Origin of the sequence: Burkholderia territorii (genome assembly GCF_902833055.1) — a bacterium.
GTDB lineage: Bacteria > Pseudomonadota > Gammaproteobacteria > Burkholderiales > Burkholderiaceae > Burkholderia > Burkholderia territorii.
Map to the genome: position 1 here is coordinate 287,311 of NZ_CADFEJ010000005.1, position 17,818 is coordinate 305,128.

Genomic DNA, 17,818 nt, shown 5'->3' on the forward strand with positions numbered 1-17,818 from the left:
CGGGCCGCACCTGCGACTGTACGTCGTCGACGCGTTCGCGCCGCCACGTTTAATAAGAATTAAGGTCGTGCTCGCGCCGCGACCGTCCACAATGAACCTTCACTTCCGCTTGCAGCTTCATGCCGGCCGCGCTGCGAGCGCTCTGCAGTGCCGGCATCGGAGCGACAGATGGCCACGACCTGCACTCATCTCGGCGAAGCACGCGTGCTGAACACCGACAAGGACTATTGCGAGGAATGCGTGAAATCCGGCAGCCACTGGGTGCATCTGCGCCTGTGCCTGAGCTGCGGGCAAGTCGGTTGTTGCGACTCGTCGCCGAATCGCCATGCGAGCCGGCATTTCCACGCAACCGGCCACCCGCTCGCACGATCGATCGAGCCGGGCGAGCGCTGGGTGTGGTGCTACGCGGACGGCGTCATGGCCGGCGAGATCGCATCGTAGCGGACCGCGCGCCGGCATCCGGCACCCTTTTCGACCACGGGTAAACACCGCTCGATCGCGGCTTTGTGCCGCCGATCTTTTCCACTAGAATTTATCGAACGATAAGTTATCGTTCGATAAACACGAGGTGTCCCATGCCTGTATCCAGACTCGCGCACTACTCGATCCGCACGCTCGATCTCGAAAAATCGTGCCGGTTCTACGAACGCGTGCTCGGCTTCAAACGCGGCTATCGCCCGCCGTTCGACTTTCCGGGCGCGTGGCTCTACAACGGCGGCGACGAAGCCGACTACGGAATCGTTCACATCATCGGCGTCGATCCGGCCAATCCGGACGGGCTCGCGGCCTATCTCGGCGACAAGGCGCTGCCGGCCAGCGGCACGGGCACCGTCGACCACATCGCGTTCCTCGCGACCGGCGTCGAAGCGATGTGGCGCACGCTGCGCGCCGAGAACGTGCCGTGGCGCGACCGCACGGTGCCGAGCCTCGGGCTGCACCAGGTTTTCATCGAGGATCCGTCCGGCGTGACGATCGAACTCAACTTCCCCGCCGCCGAGGTCGAGGGCCTGGCGCTTCCCGGCACGGCCGCATCGGCCGGCGCCGTCATCGGAGACTGACATGAGCAACCTCGCTTCAACCCACCGCAAGGCCGTCATCGTCGGCGGCTCGCTGGGCGGACTGTTCGCCGCGAACCTCCTGCTGCGCAACGGCTGGGACGTGGACGTGTACGAGCGGGTGCCCGAGGCGCTGTCGGGCCGTGGTGCCGGCATCGTCACGCACCCCGAATTGTTCGACGTGATGCTCGCAGCCGGCGTGCGCATCGACGAGTCGATCGGCGTCAAGGTCGAGTCGCGCATCACGCTGTCGCAGGACGGTGCCGTGACGTCGGAGCGCCGGCTGCCGCAGACGCTCACCGCATGGAGCAAGATGTACCACGTGCTGCGCGCGGCGCTGCCCGACCAGCACTATCACCCGGGCGCCATCGTGACCGACGTCTCGGACGGGCCGGAGCACGCGGCCATCACACTGTCCGACGGCTCGGTCGTGCGCGCCGACCTCGTCGTCGCGGCCGACGGCTTCCGCTCTGCGATTCGCGAACGGCTCGTGCCCGACGCGCGGCTGCAATACGCGGGCTACGTCGCATGGCGCGGGCTGGTCGACGAAGCCGCGCTGTCGGACGCGACCCACGCCGCCCTGTTCGACAAGTTCGCGTTCGGCCTGCCGCCGCGCGAGCAGATCCTCGGTTATCCGGTCGCCGGCCAGGGCAACAGCACGCGGCCCGGCGAGCGCCGCTACAACTTCGTCTGGTATCGCGCGACGCGCGAAGACACCGACCTCCCGAACCTGCTGACCGACGAGACCGGCAAGCTCTGGGCGGGCGGCATTCCGCCGACGCTGATCCGGCGCGACGTCCTCGCCGATCTCGAGGACGCGGCCCACGCGCTGCTCGCGCCGCAGTTCGCGGAAGTCGTCTCCAGCGCGACGCAGCCGCTGTTCCAGCCGATCTACGACCTCGAGGTGCCGCGCATGGCGTTCGGCCGAATCGCACTGCTCGGCGATGCCGCGTTCGTCGCGCGGCCGCATTGCGGAATGGGCGTCACGAAGGCCGCCGGCGACGCGCTCGCGCTCGTCGCGTCGCTCGCCACGCGCGCGGACACGCTCGACGCACTGTGCGAATACAGCGAAACGCGCACGGCATTCGGCGTGGCGATCGTCCAGCATGCGCGCCATCTCGGCGCCTACATGCAGGCGCAACTGAAAAACGACACCGAGCGCGAAATGGCCGAGCGCTATCGAACGCCGGAAGTCGTGATGCGGGAAACCGCCGTGCCGCCGCATTTCTGAGTCGCGCGCGGGCGGGCGTCGCGTGCGACACGTGCGACACCCGCTCCCCGGCCATGACATTCGATTCATCGAGGAGACACCGTGAACCATCCGCTATCGGCCACCGTCGCCACCGCGCCCGGCCCGGACTCGCCGGCGCAAACCCCGCATCCGCTGCTGCGCGATGCGCGTTTTCGCACGCTCGTCAGGCGCAGAAGGCTGCTCGCGTGGTCGCTGACGCTCGTCATGCTCGCGCTGTATTTCGCGTTCATCCTGACACTGGCGCTTTCGCCGACGCTGCTCGGCGAGCCGATCGTGCCGGGCCGGCCGACGCCGTGGGGCATCCCGGTCGGCTTCGGCATGTTCGTCGTCACGTTCGCGCTGGTCGCGCTGTACGTGTTCCAGGCCAATTCGGTCCACGACGTGCTGGTCGCGTCCCTTCGTGACGGAGACGCGCAATGAAACGCCTGTTCCTCGCATCGATCATCGCCGCCGGCGCTTCACCGGCATTCGCGGCGGCCGGCCCCGCGACGCTCGCACACGGGCACAACCCGGTCGCGATCGGCATGTTCCTGCTGTTCGTCGCGTCGACGCTCGTCATCACGCGCTGGGCCGCGCGCAAGAATCACAGCGTGGCCGACCATTACGCGGCCGGCGGCCGGATCACCGCGCTCCAGAACGGCTGGGCGATCGCCGGCGACTACATGTCGGCCGCGTCGCTGCTCGGCATTTCCGCGCTGGTGTTCACGAGCGGCTACGACGGGCTGATCTATTCGGTCGGCTTTCTCGCGAGCTGGCCGATCATCCTGTTCCTGATCGCGGAACCGCTGCGCAATCTCGGCAAGTACACACTCGCCGACGTCGTGTCCTATCGCCTGCGGCAACGGCCGATCCGCGCGTTCGCCGCATCGAGCTCGATCGTCGTCGTGCTGCTGTATCTGGTGTCGCAGATGGTCGGCGCGGGCAAGCTGGTCGAGCTGCTGTTCGGCCTCGACTACACGGTCGCGGTGCTGGTCGTCGGCGTGCTGATGGTCGTCTACGTGTTCTTCGGCGGGATGCTCGCGACCACCTGGATCCAGATCGTCAAGGCCGTGCTGCTGCTCGCCGGCGCCGCGTTCATGGCTTTCATGGTGCTCGGCCGCTTCGGGTTCAGCCTCGACGCGCTGTTCGCGCAGGCCGTGCGCGTGCATCCGAAGCATGCGGCGATCCTGCGCCCGGGCGGCCTCGTCTCCGATCCGGTCTCGGCCGTGTCGCTCGGCCTCGCGCTGATCTTCGGCACGGCCGGCCTGCCGCACATCCTGATGCGCTTCTTCACGGTCGGCGACGTCAAGGCGGCCCGCAAGAGCATCCTGCATGCGACCGGCATCGTCGGCGTCGGCTACATGCTGATCGTCATCATCGGCTTCGGCACGATCGCGCTCGTCGCGCCGGACCGGCTGTATCACGACGCGTCGGGCGCGGTGACGGGCGGCGCCAACATGGTGGCAATTCACCTCGCGCATGCGGTCGGCGGCAACGTGTTCCTCGGCTTCATCTGCGCGGTCGCGTTCTCGACGATCCTGGCCGTGGTCGCCGGACTCACGCTCGCGGGCTCGTCGGCGATCTCGCACGACCTCTACGCGAACGTGCTGCGGCACGGGCGCGCGTCCGATCGCGACGAAATGCGCGTGGCACGCGTGACCACCGTGGTGCTCGGCGTGCTCGCGATCCTGCTCGGCATCGCGTTCGAGAAGCAGAACATCGCGTTCATCGTGAGCCTCACGTTCTCGATCGCCGCGAGTTCGAACTTCCCGGTGCTGCTGCTCGCGATCTACTGGCGCGGACTGACCACGCGCGGCGCGGTGCTGGGCGGCCTGCTCGGGCTCGCCACCGCCGTCACGCTCACGGTGCTGAGCCCGACCGTCTGGGTGACGGTGCTCGGTCATGCGCATGCGGTCTATCCGTACGAATACCCGGCACTGTTCTCGATGGCGGCGGCGTTCGCCGGCATCGTCCTGTTCTCCGTCACCGACCGCTCGGCCCGCGCGCGACACGAGCGCGCGCAGTTCGACACCCAGCTCGTCGCGTGCGAAACGGGCATCACGTCACGCGGCCGCGCCGCATGATTCGAAGATTCGATATCCTCATGAGACATCCCACGTTGACCTGCACCTGCTGCCCGTCGCCGACCCGGCGACGCCTGCTCGGCACATTCGCCGCGCTCGCCGGCGCCGCCATGGCCGGCCGCCCGGCCTCGGCCGCCGAAAGCGCGGGCACGCCGGCCGCATCGTTGGCCCGACCGACGCCGCGCCCGCGCGCGATCGATATCCACGCGCACTACTACCCCGAAAGCTTTTGCGATCTGGTCGGCGGCGAAGGCAAGCGCTTCGGCGGATCGTTCACGTGCGACGACACATCGTTCACGTTCCGCACGCCCGCGGGCGGCCTCGGGCCCCTGCCGATGAAATTCATCGACGTCGATGCCCGACTCAGGGACATGGACGCGTCCGGCGTCGACGTCCAGGCGCTGTCGCTCAGCGTGCCGATGGCGTACTGGGGCGACCGCGCGTTCAATGCGAAGCTCGCGCGCGACTGGAACGCGGCCGCGTCGCGCGTCTACCAGCGCCATCCGGCGCGATTCGCGGTACTCGCGACGCTGCCGATGCTGAACGCGACCGACGCGATCGACGAGCTCGAGCGCGCCGTGCAGTTGCCGGGTGTGCGCGGCGTGTACATGGGCACCAACATCGACAATCGCGATCTCGACGATCCGTTGTTCGCGCCCGTCTTCGCGCGCATCGAGCAACTGAACCTGCCCGTGTTCCTGCATCCGCAGCAAACGGTCGGCGGCGCGCGGCTCGGCGATTTCTACCTGAGCAACCTGCTCGGCAATCCGTTCGACACGGCGATCGCGGGTGCGCACCTGATCCTGGGTGGCGTGCTCGACCGCCATCCGGGCTTGCACTTCACGTTGCCGCATGCGAGCGGCGCGTTGCCGATCATCGCGGGGCGCCTCGACGCGGGCTGGACCGTGCGGCCCGAGACGCGCCGGCTCGCACAAAAGCCCAGCAGCTATCTGCGGCGCTTCAGCTACGACACGGTGTCCCATTCCGGGCCCGTGCTGGAGTTCCTGATCGCGAACGTCGGCGTCGACCGGCTCGTGCTCGGCAGCGACTACTGCTTCGACATGGGTTACGACCAGCCGGTCCGCTTTCTCGACCGCCTCGACCTGACGGCCGAACAGCGCGCGATGATCGTCGGCGGCAATGCGGGCAAGCTGCTGCGGATCTAGCGCGAGGGCCGCCGCGCGCGATGCATGCGCGGCCAGCGCAGGCCGCCGCCGCGCATGACATGATCCGGTGCATGACGCAGGCAGCGCGCGCCGTCTCGACGTCCGGCGAGCATCCGTCTGCCGCACACGGGAGCTTACGCACATGAAGATAGTGATTGCAGGCGGCTCGATCGCGGGCCTCTCGGCCGCGCTGACGCTCGATTGCATCGGCCACGACGTGACGGTCTGCGAGCGCTCGCCCGTGCCGTTGCGCGGACAAGGCGGCGGCGTCGCCGTGCTGCGCCGCATGATGGCGTTTCTCGAACAGCATGGCCATCACTGCCGTCGAACGATCAGCGTGCCGACACACCGGCGGCGCTGGATCGACCGCGACGGCGCGCTCACGCGGGACGAGCCCGAAATCCTCCCGTTCTCATCGTGGGATGCCGTCTACCGGTCGCTTTGCGCGACGCTGCCGCCGGGGCGGATTCGCTACGGTAGCGCGGTAACCGGCTTCGCTCAGGATGCCGAAGGCGTCGATGTGCACCTCGACGGCGAACGGCTCCGCGCGGACGTGCTGCTCGCAGCCGACGGCACCGGTTCGCGCCTGCGCGCGCGGCTCTTTCCCTGCTATGCGCCGTCGTTCGCCGGCTATCTCGCGTGGCGCGGCATCGTCGACGAAGCCGATTTCGATGCCGACGCGATCGCGACGCTGGTGGAGAACATGACGCTGCACAACGCGCCGGGCGAGCTGTTCATGGCTTTTCTGATTCCCGGGCTGGACGGATCGCTCGAGCCGGGCACGCGCCGCTTCAACTGGCTCTGGTATCGCAACGAAACCGATCCCGACGCACTGCGCCGCCACCTGACGGATCGTGCCGGGCACGTCCACCATGCATCGATCCCGCCGGGACAGCTTGCCGACGAGGCCGTTGCGATGCTGCGCCGGCTCGCCGCCGACCGTCTGCCGGCGACGCTGTCGCAACTCGTGCTGGCGACGCGCGCACCGTTCGTCCAGGCGATCTTCGATGCGTTGAGTCCCGGCTTCGCCGACGGCCGCGTCGCGCTGGTCGGCGACGCGGCCTGCACGGTGCGCCCGCATACCGCGTCCGGCACGTCGAAGGCGGCGCACGATGCGGTGTCGCTGGCCGAGTCGCTGCCCGCGGATGCACCCGACGTGGTGCAGCGACTGGCCCGATGGTCCGCGCAGCGGCGCACGGAAGTGATGTCGCTGCTCGAGAAAGGGCCGCAGCTTGCCGCGTCTTTCGGCCTCGGCACGCCGCGCGCGCAATGACGACCGTGTTCAGAACGTTTCAGCGCGGCTTCAGGATCTGACGACGACGCCCGCGTAGACTGCCTGCATCAGCCGCGCACGAGCGTTGCCCGTGCGTGGCCCCTTCCCCGGAGTGACGCGTTGAATTCCGCCGCGAATCTCCGCCGGTATCCGGCCGCCGCACGCTTGCGCGACGGATCGGCCCGCGTGGAGCATATATGAAGCACAAACGACTCTGGTTCGGTGCCGCCGGCATCGCGATCGTCGGCCTCGCGGTCGCGATCGGCATCATGTACGAGCCGTCGATCGCGCCGATCGATCCGCCCGCGCGCGCGTCGTTCGATCCGCAGCTCGTCCGGGCAGGCGCGCGCGTCGTCGCGCTCGGCGACTGTGTCGTCTGTCACACCGCGAAGGACGGCAAGCCGTTCGCGGGCGGCCTGCCGCTCGCGACGCCGTTCGGCACGATCTATGCGACCAACGTCACGCCGGATGCCGAGACCGGCATCGGCCGCTGGTCGCAGGCGGCATTCGCGCGCGCGCTGCGCAGCGGCATCGCCCGCGACGGCCATCTGCTCTATCCGGCGTTTCCCTACATTCATTTCACGCGGATGTCCGACGACGACATCGCGGCCGCCTATGCGTACCTGATGACGCGCGAGCCCGTCCGCGCGACGGCGCCCGCGAACGACCTGATCTTCCCGCTCAACTTCCGGCCGCCGCTGGCGTTCTGGAACATCCTGTTCCTGCGCAAGGGCGCCTACCAGCCCGACCCGTCGCAATCCGCGCAATGGAATCGCGGCAAGGCGCTCGTCGACGGCCTCGGGCACTGCGCGTCCTGCCATTCGCCGCTGAACGCGATTGGCGGCGAACAGGCCGGCAAGGCGTTCGACGGCGGCATCGTCGACGGCTGGGAAGCGCCGCCGCTCAATACGCTCGGCCACGCCGCGCGCCCGTGGACGCAGGCGCAACTGGTCACGTACCTGCGCACCGGCCGCGCGAGCGAGCATGGCGCGGCCGCCGGGCCGATGCTGCCGGTCACGCGCGATCTCGCGACGGTGCCGGTCGAAGACGTCGAAGCCATCGCGACCTACATCCTGTCGATCCAGAAGCCCGGCGGCCCGCGTCCCGCGGCAAGCGCCGAAGCGCGCAACGCGGCGTCGCCCGCCGCGCAGCGCGGCGCCGTGCTGTTCCAGGCGTCGTGCGCGCAATGCCACGGGCCCGCGTCGCCGATGCAGTCGATCGGCGAGCGGCCGACGCTCGCGTTCAGCTCGGCGCTTGGCGCCGACACGCCGCGCAATGCGATCCAGATGATCTTCAACGGAAACGGCTGGCATGGCGAGGACACGCTGAATTACATGCCGTCCTACCTCGACCAGTATGACGACGCGCAGATCGCGGACCTCGCCGCATACATCCGCGCCGCCTACTCCGATCGCCCCGCGTGGACCGGCGTCGAAGCAATGGCCGCGAAGCTCAGAAAGGAGGACAGCGCGCAATGATCAACCTCACCGTGAACGGCGTGCAGCACACGCTCGACATCGACCCGTCCACGCCGCTGCTTTACGCGTTGCGCAACGACCTGCACCTGCACGGCGCGAAGTTCGGCTGCGGCCTCGGGCAATGCGGCGCGTGCACCGTGATCGTCGGCGACAAGCCGACGTTCTCGTGCCTGATCCCGGTCGCCGCGATCGGCACGCGCAACGTCAGGACCGTCGAGAGCCTCGGCAGCGCCGAGCATCCGGGCAAGCTCCAGCAAGCGTTCATCGATCACCAGGCCGCGCAGTGCGGCTACTGCATCGCGGGCATGATCATGCGCGCGCAGGCGCTGCTCGAACGCAATCCAAAGCCGACCGAACGCGAGCTGCGCACGCACATGGAACCGAACCTGTGCCGTTGCGGCACGCATATGCGGATCCTGGCGGCCGTACGCCAGGTCGCGGGGCTGCCGCAGCCGGAACCGTCCGCCGCGCCCGTCACGATCAACAAGGAACTCTGATGAACGCCCCCGACGACATCGACGAAGGCCGCCGGCACTTCATGGTTTCCGGCGCGCTCTTCGTCGCGTTCACGCTGGCGCCCGCCGCGCGGGCGCTCGCCGAAGTCGTGATCGCGGACGAAGGCGCCGCCGTCCACGTCGGCAAGGCCACCGAAACGCTGGCCGGCAGCCTGAAGACCAATCCGCTGCTGGACGCGTGGATCAAGATCGCGCCCGACGGCAAGGTCACCGTGTTTACCGGCAAGGTGGAGCTCGGCACCGGCGTGCGCACCGCGTTGCTGCAGGTGGCCGCCGAGGAGCTGAACATGAAGCCCTCGCTGATCACGTTCCTGACCGCCGATACCGGCGCGTCCCCCGACGAGGGCCTGACGGCCGGCAGCCACACGATGGCCGACAGCGGCTCCGCGCTGCTGAACGCCGCCGCGCAGGTGCGCGGCCTGCTGGTCGACGGCGCGGCGAAACAGTTCGGCGTCGATCCGCGCACGCTGACCGTCGCCGACGCCGTCATCAAGGCGCCGGACGGCCGCACGATGCGTTACGCCGACGCGGTGCGCACCGTCGACCTGCATCGCAACGCCACGCCGAGCTCACCGCTGAAGCCGCCGGCCACGTTCGCCGTGATCGGCACGTCGCTGCCGCGCGTGGACATTCCGAACAAGGTCACGGGCGGCGTCAGCTACGTGCAGGACATGACGTTGCCCGGCATGCTGCACGCGCGCGTCGTGATGCCGCCGGTGTACGACGCGAAGCTGCTGTCGTTCGACGAAGCCGCGATCCTGAAGATGCCGGGCGTCGTGCGGATCGTGCGCAACGGCAGCATGCTCGCCGTCGTCGCGCAGGGAGAATGGCAGACGGTGGTCGCGCAACGCGCGCTGGCGGCCGGCTGCCGCTGGTCCGATGGACGGACGCTGCCCGATCGCGCAACGGTCCATGAGGATCTGAAGCGCATCGCCACCCAGCGTATCGAGATCGCCAACACGCATGCGCCGAGCGCGCCCGCGACGAAGACGCTCTCCGCCACGTTCCTGAAGAACTACCTGCTGCATGGCTCGATCGGGCCATCGTGTTCGGTCGCCCATCTCGAGAACGGCACGCTGACGGTGTGGACCCACTCGCAGGGCGTGTATCCGCTGCGCGACGCGCTCGCCGAGATGCTGTCGATGCCGAAGGCGAGCGTGCGCTGCATCCACACCGAGGGTTCCGGCTGCTACGGGCACAACGGCGCGGACGACGCCGCCGCGCATGCGGCGCTGATCGCGGCCGCGATGCCGGGCAAGCCGATCCGCGTGCAGTGGATGCGCGAGCAGGAACACACGTGGGACCACTTCACGCCGGCAATGGTCACCGAGCTCAGCGCGTCGCTCGACGCGGGCGGCCGCATCGTCGACTGGCAGTACGCGCTGTGGAGCAGTTCGCATAACGAGCGCATCGTCAACGCGGGCCGGTTGCTGCCCGCGCGCATGCTCGAGCCGCCGTTCGTGCCCGCGCCGTCGACGCCGATGCTGCAGCCCGAGGGCGGCGGCGATCGCAACGCGATCCCGCTGTACGCACTGCCGAACATGCACATCGTCAACAACTTCTCGCCGACGATGCCGCTGCAGACGTCCGCGATGCGCTCGCTCGGCGCGCACACCAACGTGTGGGCCATCGAAAGCTTCATGGACGAGCTCGCGCACGCCGCCGGCATCGATCCGGTCGAATTCCGCCTGCGTCACATGCAGGATCATCGCGCGCGCCAGGTGATCCAGCTCGCCGCGACCAAATTCGGCTGGCCGCGGCCGCCGCGCGCGCGCAATCGCGGCGTCGGCTTCGCGTTCGGCAAATACAAGAACCTGATGGCGTACGTCGCGATCGCGGTCGACATCACGGTCGTGCCGGAGACGGGCCACGTGACGCTCGACCACGCGGAAGTCGCCGTCGACGCCGGCCAGATCGTGTCGCCCGACGGCATCCGCAACCAGATCGAGGGCGGCATCGTGCAGGCGGCCAGCTGGACGCTGTACGAGGCGCTGCAATACGATACGCGACGCATCCGCAGTTTCGACTGGAGCAGCTATCCGATCCTGCGTTTCTCGGCCGCGCCGCAAAGCCTGAAGGTGCATCTGATCAATCGCCCCGGCGCGCCGTTCCTCGGCGCGGCCGAAGCGTCGATGGGTCCGACCGCCGGCGCGCTGGCCAACGCGATCTTCGACGCGACCGGCCAGCGCATGCGCGAAATGCCGTTCGCCGGCGATTCGCTCAGGAAACGCATCGACGCATAGCCGAATATCACGATCGATCGCGCCGGCACGAACCGGCGTCGACAACCAGACAGGCTGGAGATTTCTCAACGATGGATACCTTGCTTTCGATGCGCGTGTTCACGCGCATCGTCGAGACGGGCAGCTTCACGCGCGCGTCGGACACCACCGGACTCACGACGCCGCGCGTGTCCGCGCTGCTGAGCACGCTCGAGCAACATCTCGGCTGCCGGCTGCTGAACCGCACGACACGCCGCATCTCGCTGACCGAGGACGGGCAGGCCTATTACGAACGCTGCGTCGGCGTGCTGCGCGAGATCGACGACATGGAAGCGGCCGTGTCGCAGGCGCGCAACGTGCCGCGCGGCCGCCTGAAGGTGAACCTGCCGCCGGCGATGGCCAAGCAGATCATGGTGCCCGCGCTGCCGGAGTTTCTAGCCGCCAACCCGGCCATCTCGGTCGAACTCGGCGTGACCGACCGGCAGATCGATCTCGTCGGCGAAGGTGTCGATTGCGTCGTGCGCGTCGGCGCGCTCGACGACTCGGGGATGATCGCGAAGCGGATCGGCAGCCTCACGACCTGCACGTGCGCGGCCCCCGCGTATCTCGACCGGTGCGGCGCCCCCGAAACGGTGGACGACCTGACGCAGCACGTCGCGGTCAGCCACATCTCGGCCGACACGGGCCGGCCGCGGCCTTGGGACTATGTCGTCGACGGCGAACCGCGCATCGTGCAGATGTGCGGCACGGTCGCGGTAAACGACGCCGACACGTACATCGAATGCGGTGTCGCGGGGATCGGGCTGATCAAGACGTCGCTGTACCTGGTCGAGCCGTACCTGAAATCGGGGCGCCTGCGCGAGGTGCTCACCGACTTCAACGCGCCGCCGCGGCCGATCTCGATCCTGTATCCGCCGAACCGGCACACGCCCGTGAAACTCAAGCTCTTCGTCGACTGGCTCGCGGGCCTGTTCGCGGAGATTCCGACGCTGCAGGGCAAGCGCGGCTGAAGGCGGCGCCCTCGTCGAGTCCCTGTCGAGCCCTCGTCGGGCCGCGCATGAAACAAGTGAACCACGGCCGCGCGTCGGGGTAATGCAGTCCGCGTGATCCGGACTGGTTCAGGCGCCTCGCGGTCGGCGATATCCGCGCCGCGGGCTCGCTTCACGCGCGCGCACACGCTGCCGCACGACGCCCGTGACATCGCGACGCAAACCGCGTCGCGAGTAGCCATACGCCACGTCGCGCCCGCCAGACACACACGCGCCGACATCCGGCCCGCGACCGAACCGGGCCTCGGCGCCCGTGCATGAATCGGGGCACGATCCCCCCTTTGCGCGCCGCGCAATGCTCGATTGCGCAGCAGGTGTATTCCCTTGTTATCGGGCGATCAATAATCTGACGGCAATGCGGCGGTTGTCGTTTCGCCACACCGGCAATCGCAACGCTCGCCCGAGAAACGGGCTCCCGACATCTCTCTTCAAGGAGTCGACCATGTCAGCAGAATCCACCCCGCTCGCGCCTCACGGGCACGCGGCCAAGCTCACGCAGGGTCTCATCCTGCTGTTCGCGTTCAGTTGCGGCGCGATCGTCGCGAACCTGTACTACGCGCAGCCGATCACCGAACTCATCGCGCCAAGCCTGCACATGTCCGGCGAAACCGCGAGCCTCATCGTGTCGCTGACGCAGATCGGCTACGCATTCGGCCTGTTCTTCATCGTGCCGCTCGGCGACCTGCTCGAGAACCGCAAGCTGATGATCACGACCGCCGTCGTGTCGATCGCGAGCCTGGCGGCCGCGGCGATGGTGCAGACGCCCGGCCCGTTTCTCGCGATCTCGCTGCTGATCGGCTTCAGCTCGGTCGCCGTGCAGATCCTCGTGCCGCTCGCCGCGCACCTGGCGCCCGATCATTCGCGCGGCCGCGTGGTCGGCACGATCATGAGCGGGCTGCTGCTCGGCATCCTGCTCGCGCGTCCGCTGTCGAGCGTGGTGGCCGATGCGTTCGGCTGGCGCTTCGTGTTCGCGGCCGCCGCCGTGCTGATGACGCTCGTGACGGCCGTGCTCGCGCTGACGATTCCGTCGCGCCAGCCCGACCACCGCGCGACGTATTTCGAACTGATCGGCTCGCTGCTGCATCTCGTGCGCACGATGCCGGTGCTGCGCCATCGCGCGTTCTACCAGGGCCTGATGTTCGCGTCGTTCAGCCTGTTCTGGACGGCCGTGCCGGTCGAGCTCACGCGTCATTACGGCCTGTCGCAATCGGCCATCGGCCTGTTCGCGCTGGTCGGTGCAATCGGCGCGACGTCGGCGCCCGTCGCCGGCCGCCTCGCGGATGCCGGCCATACCGTACGGGCCACGCTGATCGCACTGGTCGCCGGCGCGCTGTCGTATGCGGTCGCGCTGGTCCACGGCGCCGGGCTGTACGGTCTCGTCGTCACCGGCATCGTGCTCGACTTCGCGGTGCAGATGAACATGGTGCTCGGCCAACGCGAGATCTACGCGCTGCATGCGGCGAGCCGCAATCGCCTGAATGCGCTGTACATGACGAGCATCTTCGTCGGCGGTGCCGTGGGCTCCGCGCTGGCGAGCCCGCTGTACGAGCATGGCGGCTGGCCGCTCGTCGCGGCCGTCGCCGGCGTGTTCCCGATCGTCGCGCTCGCCCACTACCTCGCGATCGGGCGGCCGCACGCGCAACGCCACGCACAGGCCTGAACCGGCGCCGGCACCGGTTCACGCGAACGCCGCTCAGGCCGCTCGCGCAACGGAACGCTGCCGGCACGTCATCTCCGACTTCCCGCAGGGCCGGCCCCCGCACCGTCCGCAACCGGACGCTGCGCGACACCGCCCTGCCCCACGCAAAAGGAATCCATCATGTCTTCCCTGCTCAGCCACTACGATCTGCGCGGCCTGCCGCTTCCCAACCGTATCGTGATGGGCCCGATGACGCGTTCTCGCGCGCCGTCGCGCGGCCAGCCGACTGCGCTCATGGCCGAGTACTACGCGCAGCGCGCGTCCGCCGGCCTGATCGTCACCGAAGCGACCAACGTCAGCCCGTCTTCCGCGGCGTTCGAGCTGACGCCCGGGCTCGTCACCGACGAACAGGTGGCCGGCTGGAAACACGTCACCGACGCGGTCCATGCAAACGGCGGGCGCATCTTCGCGCAGCTGTGGCACGGCGGCCGCGTCAGCTCGCTGACGCTGCTCGGCGGCGAAGCGCCGCTATCGCCGTCCGGCGTCAACGACGATCTCGAACAGCTGCAGGTGTGGGCGCAGTTGCAGAACGGCTACTACACGAAGATTCATGCGACGCCGTCGCGCGCGATGACGACCGACGAAGTCGCCGCGACAGTCGAGGAGTTCCGCCTGGCGGCGCGTCGCGCGAAGGCGGCCGGCTTCGACGGCGTCGAGATTCACGCCGCCAACGGCTACCTGCCGCACCAGTTCCTGTCGTCGACGCTGAACCGCCGCGACGACCGCTACGGCGGCTCGCTCGCGAACCGCGCGCGCTTCCTCGAGGAAATCGTCGATGCGGTCGGCGGCGAGCTGCCGCTCGATCGCGTGGGCGTGCGCATCTCGCCGTACGCGAAGTACAACAACGTGCGCGACGCGAATCCGGATGCGACCTACGCGTACGTCGGCCGCATGCTCGACGAAGCCGGCGTCGCCTACGTGCACGCCGCGGACACCAACGGCTGGAGCGGCGAGCCCGACCTGCCGCGCATCGTCGCCAATACGCGCAACGCGTATCGCGGCACGTTGATCGTCAACGGCGGCATCGCGCCGGACGCCGCGAATGCGCTGATCGACGCTGGCGATGCCGATCTCGTCGCATTCGCGCGCGCATACATCGCGAACCCCGATCTCGTCGAGCGCATCGCGGCGAATGCGCCGCTCGCCGCGCCGAAGACGGTCGGCTGGTATGGCGGCGACCGTGCGGGCTACGTCGACTACGCGCGTCACGACGGGGCGGCGTGAACGCCCGAATACGCCGCAGACGGCAGGCCGGCAGCCCGGCTGCCGCTGCGGCCGGCTCGGCCGCCGGGATCGCGAAACGCGCGCTCAGGCGATGCGTTCAGCCCTCCTGCCAGCGCGCACCGAGCACGCGGCCGCAGAAATTCGGCCGGCGAAAATCCGGATCTGCGCGTTCGAGCACGTCCGCGCTCCAGGTGCCGAACGTGGACGCAGGCCGATGCGCGACGCCGCGCGCGAGCGCATCGAGGAACGCATCGGCAAACCCTTCGCCGCGCGGGTAGGCGGCGACCAGTGCGCGGCGCTCGTCCGCCGAATACGCGTCGAGGCCGGTCGCCATCAGGTCGGTCGACACGGCGAACGCCAGCACACGCGCGAGCGGCGACACGCGCGCGGCCACACCGGGCGTCGTATGCAGCGCAATCGCGCGCCACACGTCGTCGCACAGGTGCTGCGACGTCTGGTGCCGCAGCAGGAACGCCCGCGCGGCGTCGGCGCTGTCGAGCTCGTAGCGCTCGGTGGAGCGGCTGTAGGCCGGGCTCAGGCCCATGTTCGCGTACATCGCGGCCACGTACAGCGCATCGGCATCGAGCGTCTCGCCGGCGCGGCGCGCGGCAAGCGACGCGAGAACGAACACCCGGCAGGCATGATCGGCGATCACCCGCGGCAGCGACGCGCGCGCGGCCTCGACGGCTTCGATCGTCATCGGCGTCCGGGGAATGCGAACGCCGGCGACTTCGTCGTCCGCCGGTGCACACGTGTGCGCAAAACTCATGTCGTCTCCTTCCGCCCGCTGCCGGGGCTCAAATTGTCCATTGGCCGCACGATACGCTCCGGCACCGCCATCCCGCCGCCGGCCGTCCTAAAAGGCGGCACCGTAGCGGACGAATCCTTCGCATTGCTCGGCGACATCCCGCACGGCCGCCTGCACGCACTGCGCGAAACGCCTCGCATGACCGCGCGCGACGCGCGCATCCGGGTTGCCGTCCGCGCTCGCGCGCATCGGCATCGACGCCGTCGAACGACGCCGCGCGAATCCGCCGAACTCGGCCACCGGCGACCACGCGGGACTGACCGGCAATGGCGGCGGCGCCAGCGTTTCGAATTCGTCGTCCGCATGCACGACCTTGCCGTCGACGACCGTCAGCACCGACGCCAGCGACTTGATCCGCGCCTCGTCGATCGTGAAATAGTCGTCCGTCAGCACCGCGAAATCCGCATACTGGCCCGGCACCAGCGCGCCCTTGCAATCGTCTTCGTTCGAGAACCACGCGCTGCCGACCGTATAGCGGCGCAGCGCCTCCATGCGGTCGAGCCGGTTGCGTTCGGGATACAGCGCCGTGCCGCCGACCGTGCGCCCGGACACCATCCAGTACAGCGACACGAACGGGTTGTAGCTCGCGATGCGTGTCGCGTCGGTGCCGGCGCCGACCGGCAGCCCGGCGTCGAGCATCGCGCGGATCGGCGGCGTGCGCGTGGCGGCCTGCGCGCCGTAGCGTGCGATGAAGTACTCGCCCTGAAACGCCATCCGGTGCTGGACCGTCACGCCGCCGCCGAGCGCGGCGATGCGCGCGATGTTCGCGTCCGAAATCGTCTCGCAGTGATCGAAGAACCAGCGCAGCCCGTCGAACGGAATCTCGCGGTTCACGGCTTCGAGCACGTCGAGGAAGCGGCCGATCGATTCGTCGTAGGTGGCGTGCAACCGGAACGGCCAGCGGTGCCGCACCAGCAGCCGGACCACCTCGGTCAGTTCGGTCTCGAGCGCGGCCGGCAGATCGGGGCGCGGTTCGAGGAAATTGCCGAAATCCGCGGCCGAATACACGAGCAGTTCGCCCGCGCCGTTCATCCGCAGGAACGCATCGCCGTCACCGGGCCTCGCCAGCGTCACCCAGCGCGCGTAGTCGTCGAGCTCCCGTCCCGCGTGCTGCACGAACAGGCTGTAGGCGATGCGCACCGTCATTTCGCCGCGTTGCGCAAGCGCGAGGACCGCGCCATAGTCGTCCGGATATGCCTGGAAGTCGCCGCCCGCGTCGATCGCGCTCGTCACGCCCAGACGGTTCAGCTCGCGCATGAAATGCCGCATCGAATTCATCTGGTCGTCGAGGCCGAGCTTCGGGGCCCGCTCGAGCGCCGCATGCAGGACGGACATGTCCGGACGCGCGATCAGCATGCCGGTCGGCCGGCTGAGGCGATCGCGCTGAATCTCGCCGCCGGGCGGATCGGACGTGTCGCGGCCGTAGCCGATCGCGCGCAACGCGGCCGCGTTCAGCAGCGCGCTGTCGCCCAGGTGCATGATGAAGACCGGCGTGTCCGGCGCGATCGCGTTGAGTTCGGCCACTGTCGGCCCGCGCTTTTCCGCGAACTGGAATTCGGTCCAGCCGCCGACCACGCGCACCCAGTGCGGCGCCGGCGTGCGCAGCACCTGGCGACGCAGCATGCCGAGCGCGTCGGCCAGCGTCGGCACGCCGTCCCAGCGCAGCTCCAGATTGAAGTTCAGGCCGCCGCGTATCGCGTGCAGATGCGAATCGTTGAGCCCCGGAATCACGGTGCGGCCGTTCAGGTCGATGCGTTGCGTGCGCTCGCCCGCATGGCGCATCACGTCGTGCCCGCTGCCGGTCGCGAGGATCCGGCCGTCCTTCACGGCGAGCGCGGTCACGAACGACCGCCGTTCGTCCTGCGTCGCGATCTTGCCGTTGTATACGATGAGGTCCGCCGCTTCGGCGGATGCCGTCGTCTCGAGCACCGTCAGGTCCCTCCGTTTGCGCCGAGAGCGGGTATGCGGCCGCGCGCGGCATGCATCCGGTTTGACGATCCACCGATCATCCCTT

The 17,818-nt window shown here is 68.9% G+C and carries 15 protein-coding genes; 13 read left to right on the forward strand and 2 right to left on the reverse strand.

Annotated features, from left to right (window positions below):
* Positions 1–168 precede the first annotated feature (168 nt).
* The 13 genes from HW466_RS13285 to HW466_RS13345 all read left to right on the forward strand — a co-directional run bounded on the left by HW466_RS13285 (position 169) and on the right by HW466_RS13345 (position 14,996).
* Positions 169–441: a ubiquitin carboxyl-terminal hydrolase 14 gene (locus HW466_RS13285; RefSeq protein ID WP_059545913.1), complete on the forward strand. Its 273-nt coding sequence runs from the start codon at positions 169–171 to the stop codon at positions 439–441.
* Positions 442–575: 134 nt separating this feature from the next.
* Entirely contained in the window at positions 576–1,058 is a 483-nt protein-coding gene (locus tag HW466_RS13290; protein WP_059507940.1) for a VOC family protein, read from the forward strand.
* 1 nt (position 1,059) lies between these two features.
* Positions 1,060–2,286, forward strand: coding sequence for an FAD binding domain-containing protein (locus tag HW466_RS13295; RefSeq protein ID WP_151006012.1), 1,227 nt, complete (start codon positions 1,060–1,062; stop codon positions 2,284–2,286).
* An 81-nt stretch (positions 2,287–2,367) separates the two neighbouring features.
* A complete protein-coding gene (locus HW466_RS13300; protein ID WP_059507938.1) occupies positions 2,368–2,727 on the forward strand; it encodes a DUF485 domain-containing protein in 360 nt (119 codons plus the stop codon).
* Positions 2,724–4,370, forward strand: coding sequence for a cation/acetate symporter ActP (actP, locus tag HW466_RS13305; RefSeq protein ID WP_174905580.1), 1,647 nt, complete (start codon positions 2,724–2,726; stop codon positions 4,368–4,370). Before HW466_RS13300 ends, actP begins: the two co-directional genes overlap by 4 nt.
* A 20-nt stretch (positions 4,371–4,390) precedes the next feature.
* Positions 4,391–5,536 (forward strand): amidohydrolase family protein, encoded by a 1,146-nt coding sequence (locus tag HW466_RS13310; RefSeq protein ID WP_174905581.1) that lies wholly within the window; start codon positions 4,391–4,393, stop codon positions 5,534–5,536.
* A gap of 142 nt (positions 5,537–5,678) precedes the next feature.
* Entirely contained in the window at positions 5,679–6,809 is a 1,131-nt protein-coding gene (locus tag HW466_RS13315; protein WP_151006503.1) for an FAD binding domain-containing protein, read from the forward strand.
* A gap of 197 nt (positions 6,810–7,006) precedes the next feature.
* Positions 7,007–8,287, forward strand: coding sequence for a c-type cytochrome (locus tag HW466_RS13320; protein WP_174905582.1), 1,281 nt, complete (start codon positions 7,007–7,009; stop codon positions 8,285–8,287).
* Positions 8,284–8,784, forward strand: a complete 501-nt coding sequence (locus HW466_RS13325; protein ID WP_151005093.1) for a (2Fe-2S)-binding protein — start codon at positions 8,284–8,286, stop codon at positions 8,782–8,784. The genes HW466_RS13320 and HW466_RS13325 overlap by 4 nt, the downstream gene beginning before the upstream one ends.
* Complete coding sequence (locus HW466_RS13330) at positions 8,784–11,045, forward strand: xanthine dehydrogenase family protein molybdopterin-binding subunit (RefSeq protein WP_151005095.1); 2,262 nt, start codon at positions 8,784–8,786, stop codon at positions 11,043–11,045. Before HW466_RS13325 ends, HW466_RS13330 begins: the two co-directional genes overlap by 1 nt.
* 71 nt (positions 11,046–11,116) lie before the next feature.
* A complete protein-coding gene (locus HW466_RS13335; protein WP_151005097.1) occupies positions 11,117–12,034 on the forward strand; it encodes a LysR family transcriptional regulator in 918 nt (305 codons plus the stop codon).
* Between the two features lie 481 nt (positions 12,035–12,515).
* Entirely contained in the window at positions 12,516–13,733 is a 1,218-nt protein-coding gene (locus HW466_RS13340) for an MFS transporter (RefSeq protein WP_059545899.1), read from the forward strand.
* A 159-nt stretch (positions 13,734–13,892) separates the two neighbouring features.
* Entirely contained in the window at positions 13,893–14,996 is a 1,104-nt protein-coding gene (locus HW466_RS13345; RefSeq protein WP_151005099.1) for an alkene reductase, read from the forward strand.
* 97 nt (positions 14,997–15,093) lie between these two features.
* Here the strand turns inward: HW466_RS13345 and HW466_RS13350 are convergent, their stop codons facing one another.
* Positions 15,094–15,765, reverse strand: a complete 672-nt coding sequence (locus tag HW466_RS13350) for an HD domain-containing protein (protein ID WP_060347709.1) — start codon at positions 15,763–15,765, stop codon at positions 15,094–15,096.
* A gap of 87 nt (positions 15,766–15,852) precedes the next feature.
* Positions 15,853–17,733, reverse strand: a complete 1,881-nt coding sequence (locus HW466_RS13355) for an amidohydrolase (RefSeq protein WP_151005101.1) — start codon at positions 17,731–17,733, stop codon at positions 15,853–15,855.
* Positions 17,734–17,818 lie beyond the last annotated feature (85 nt).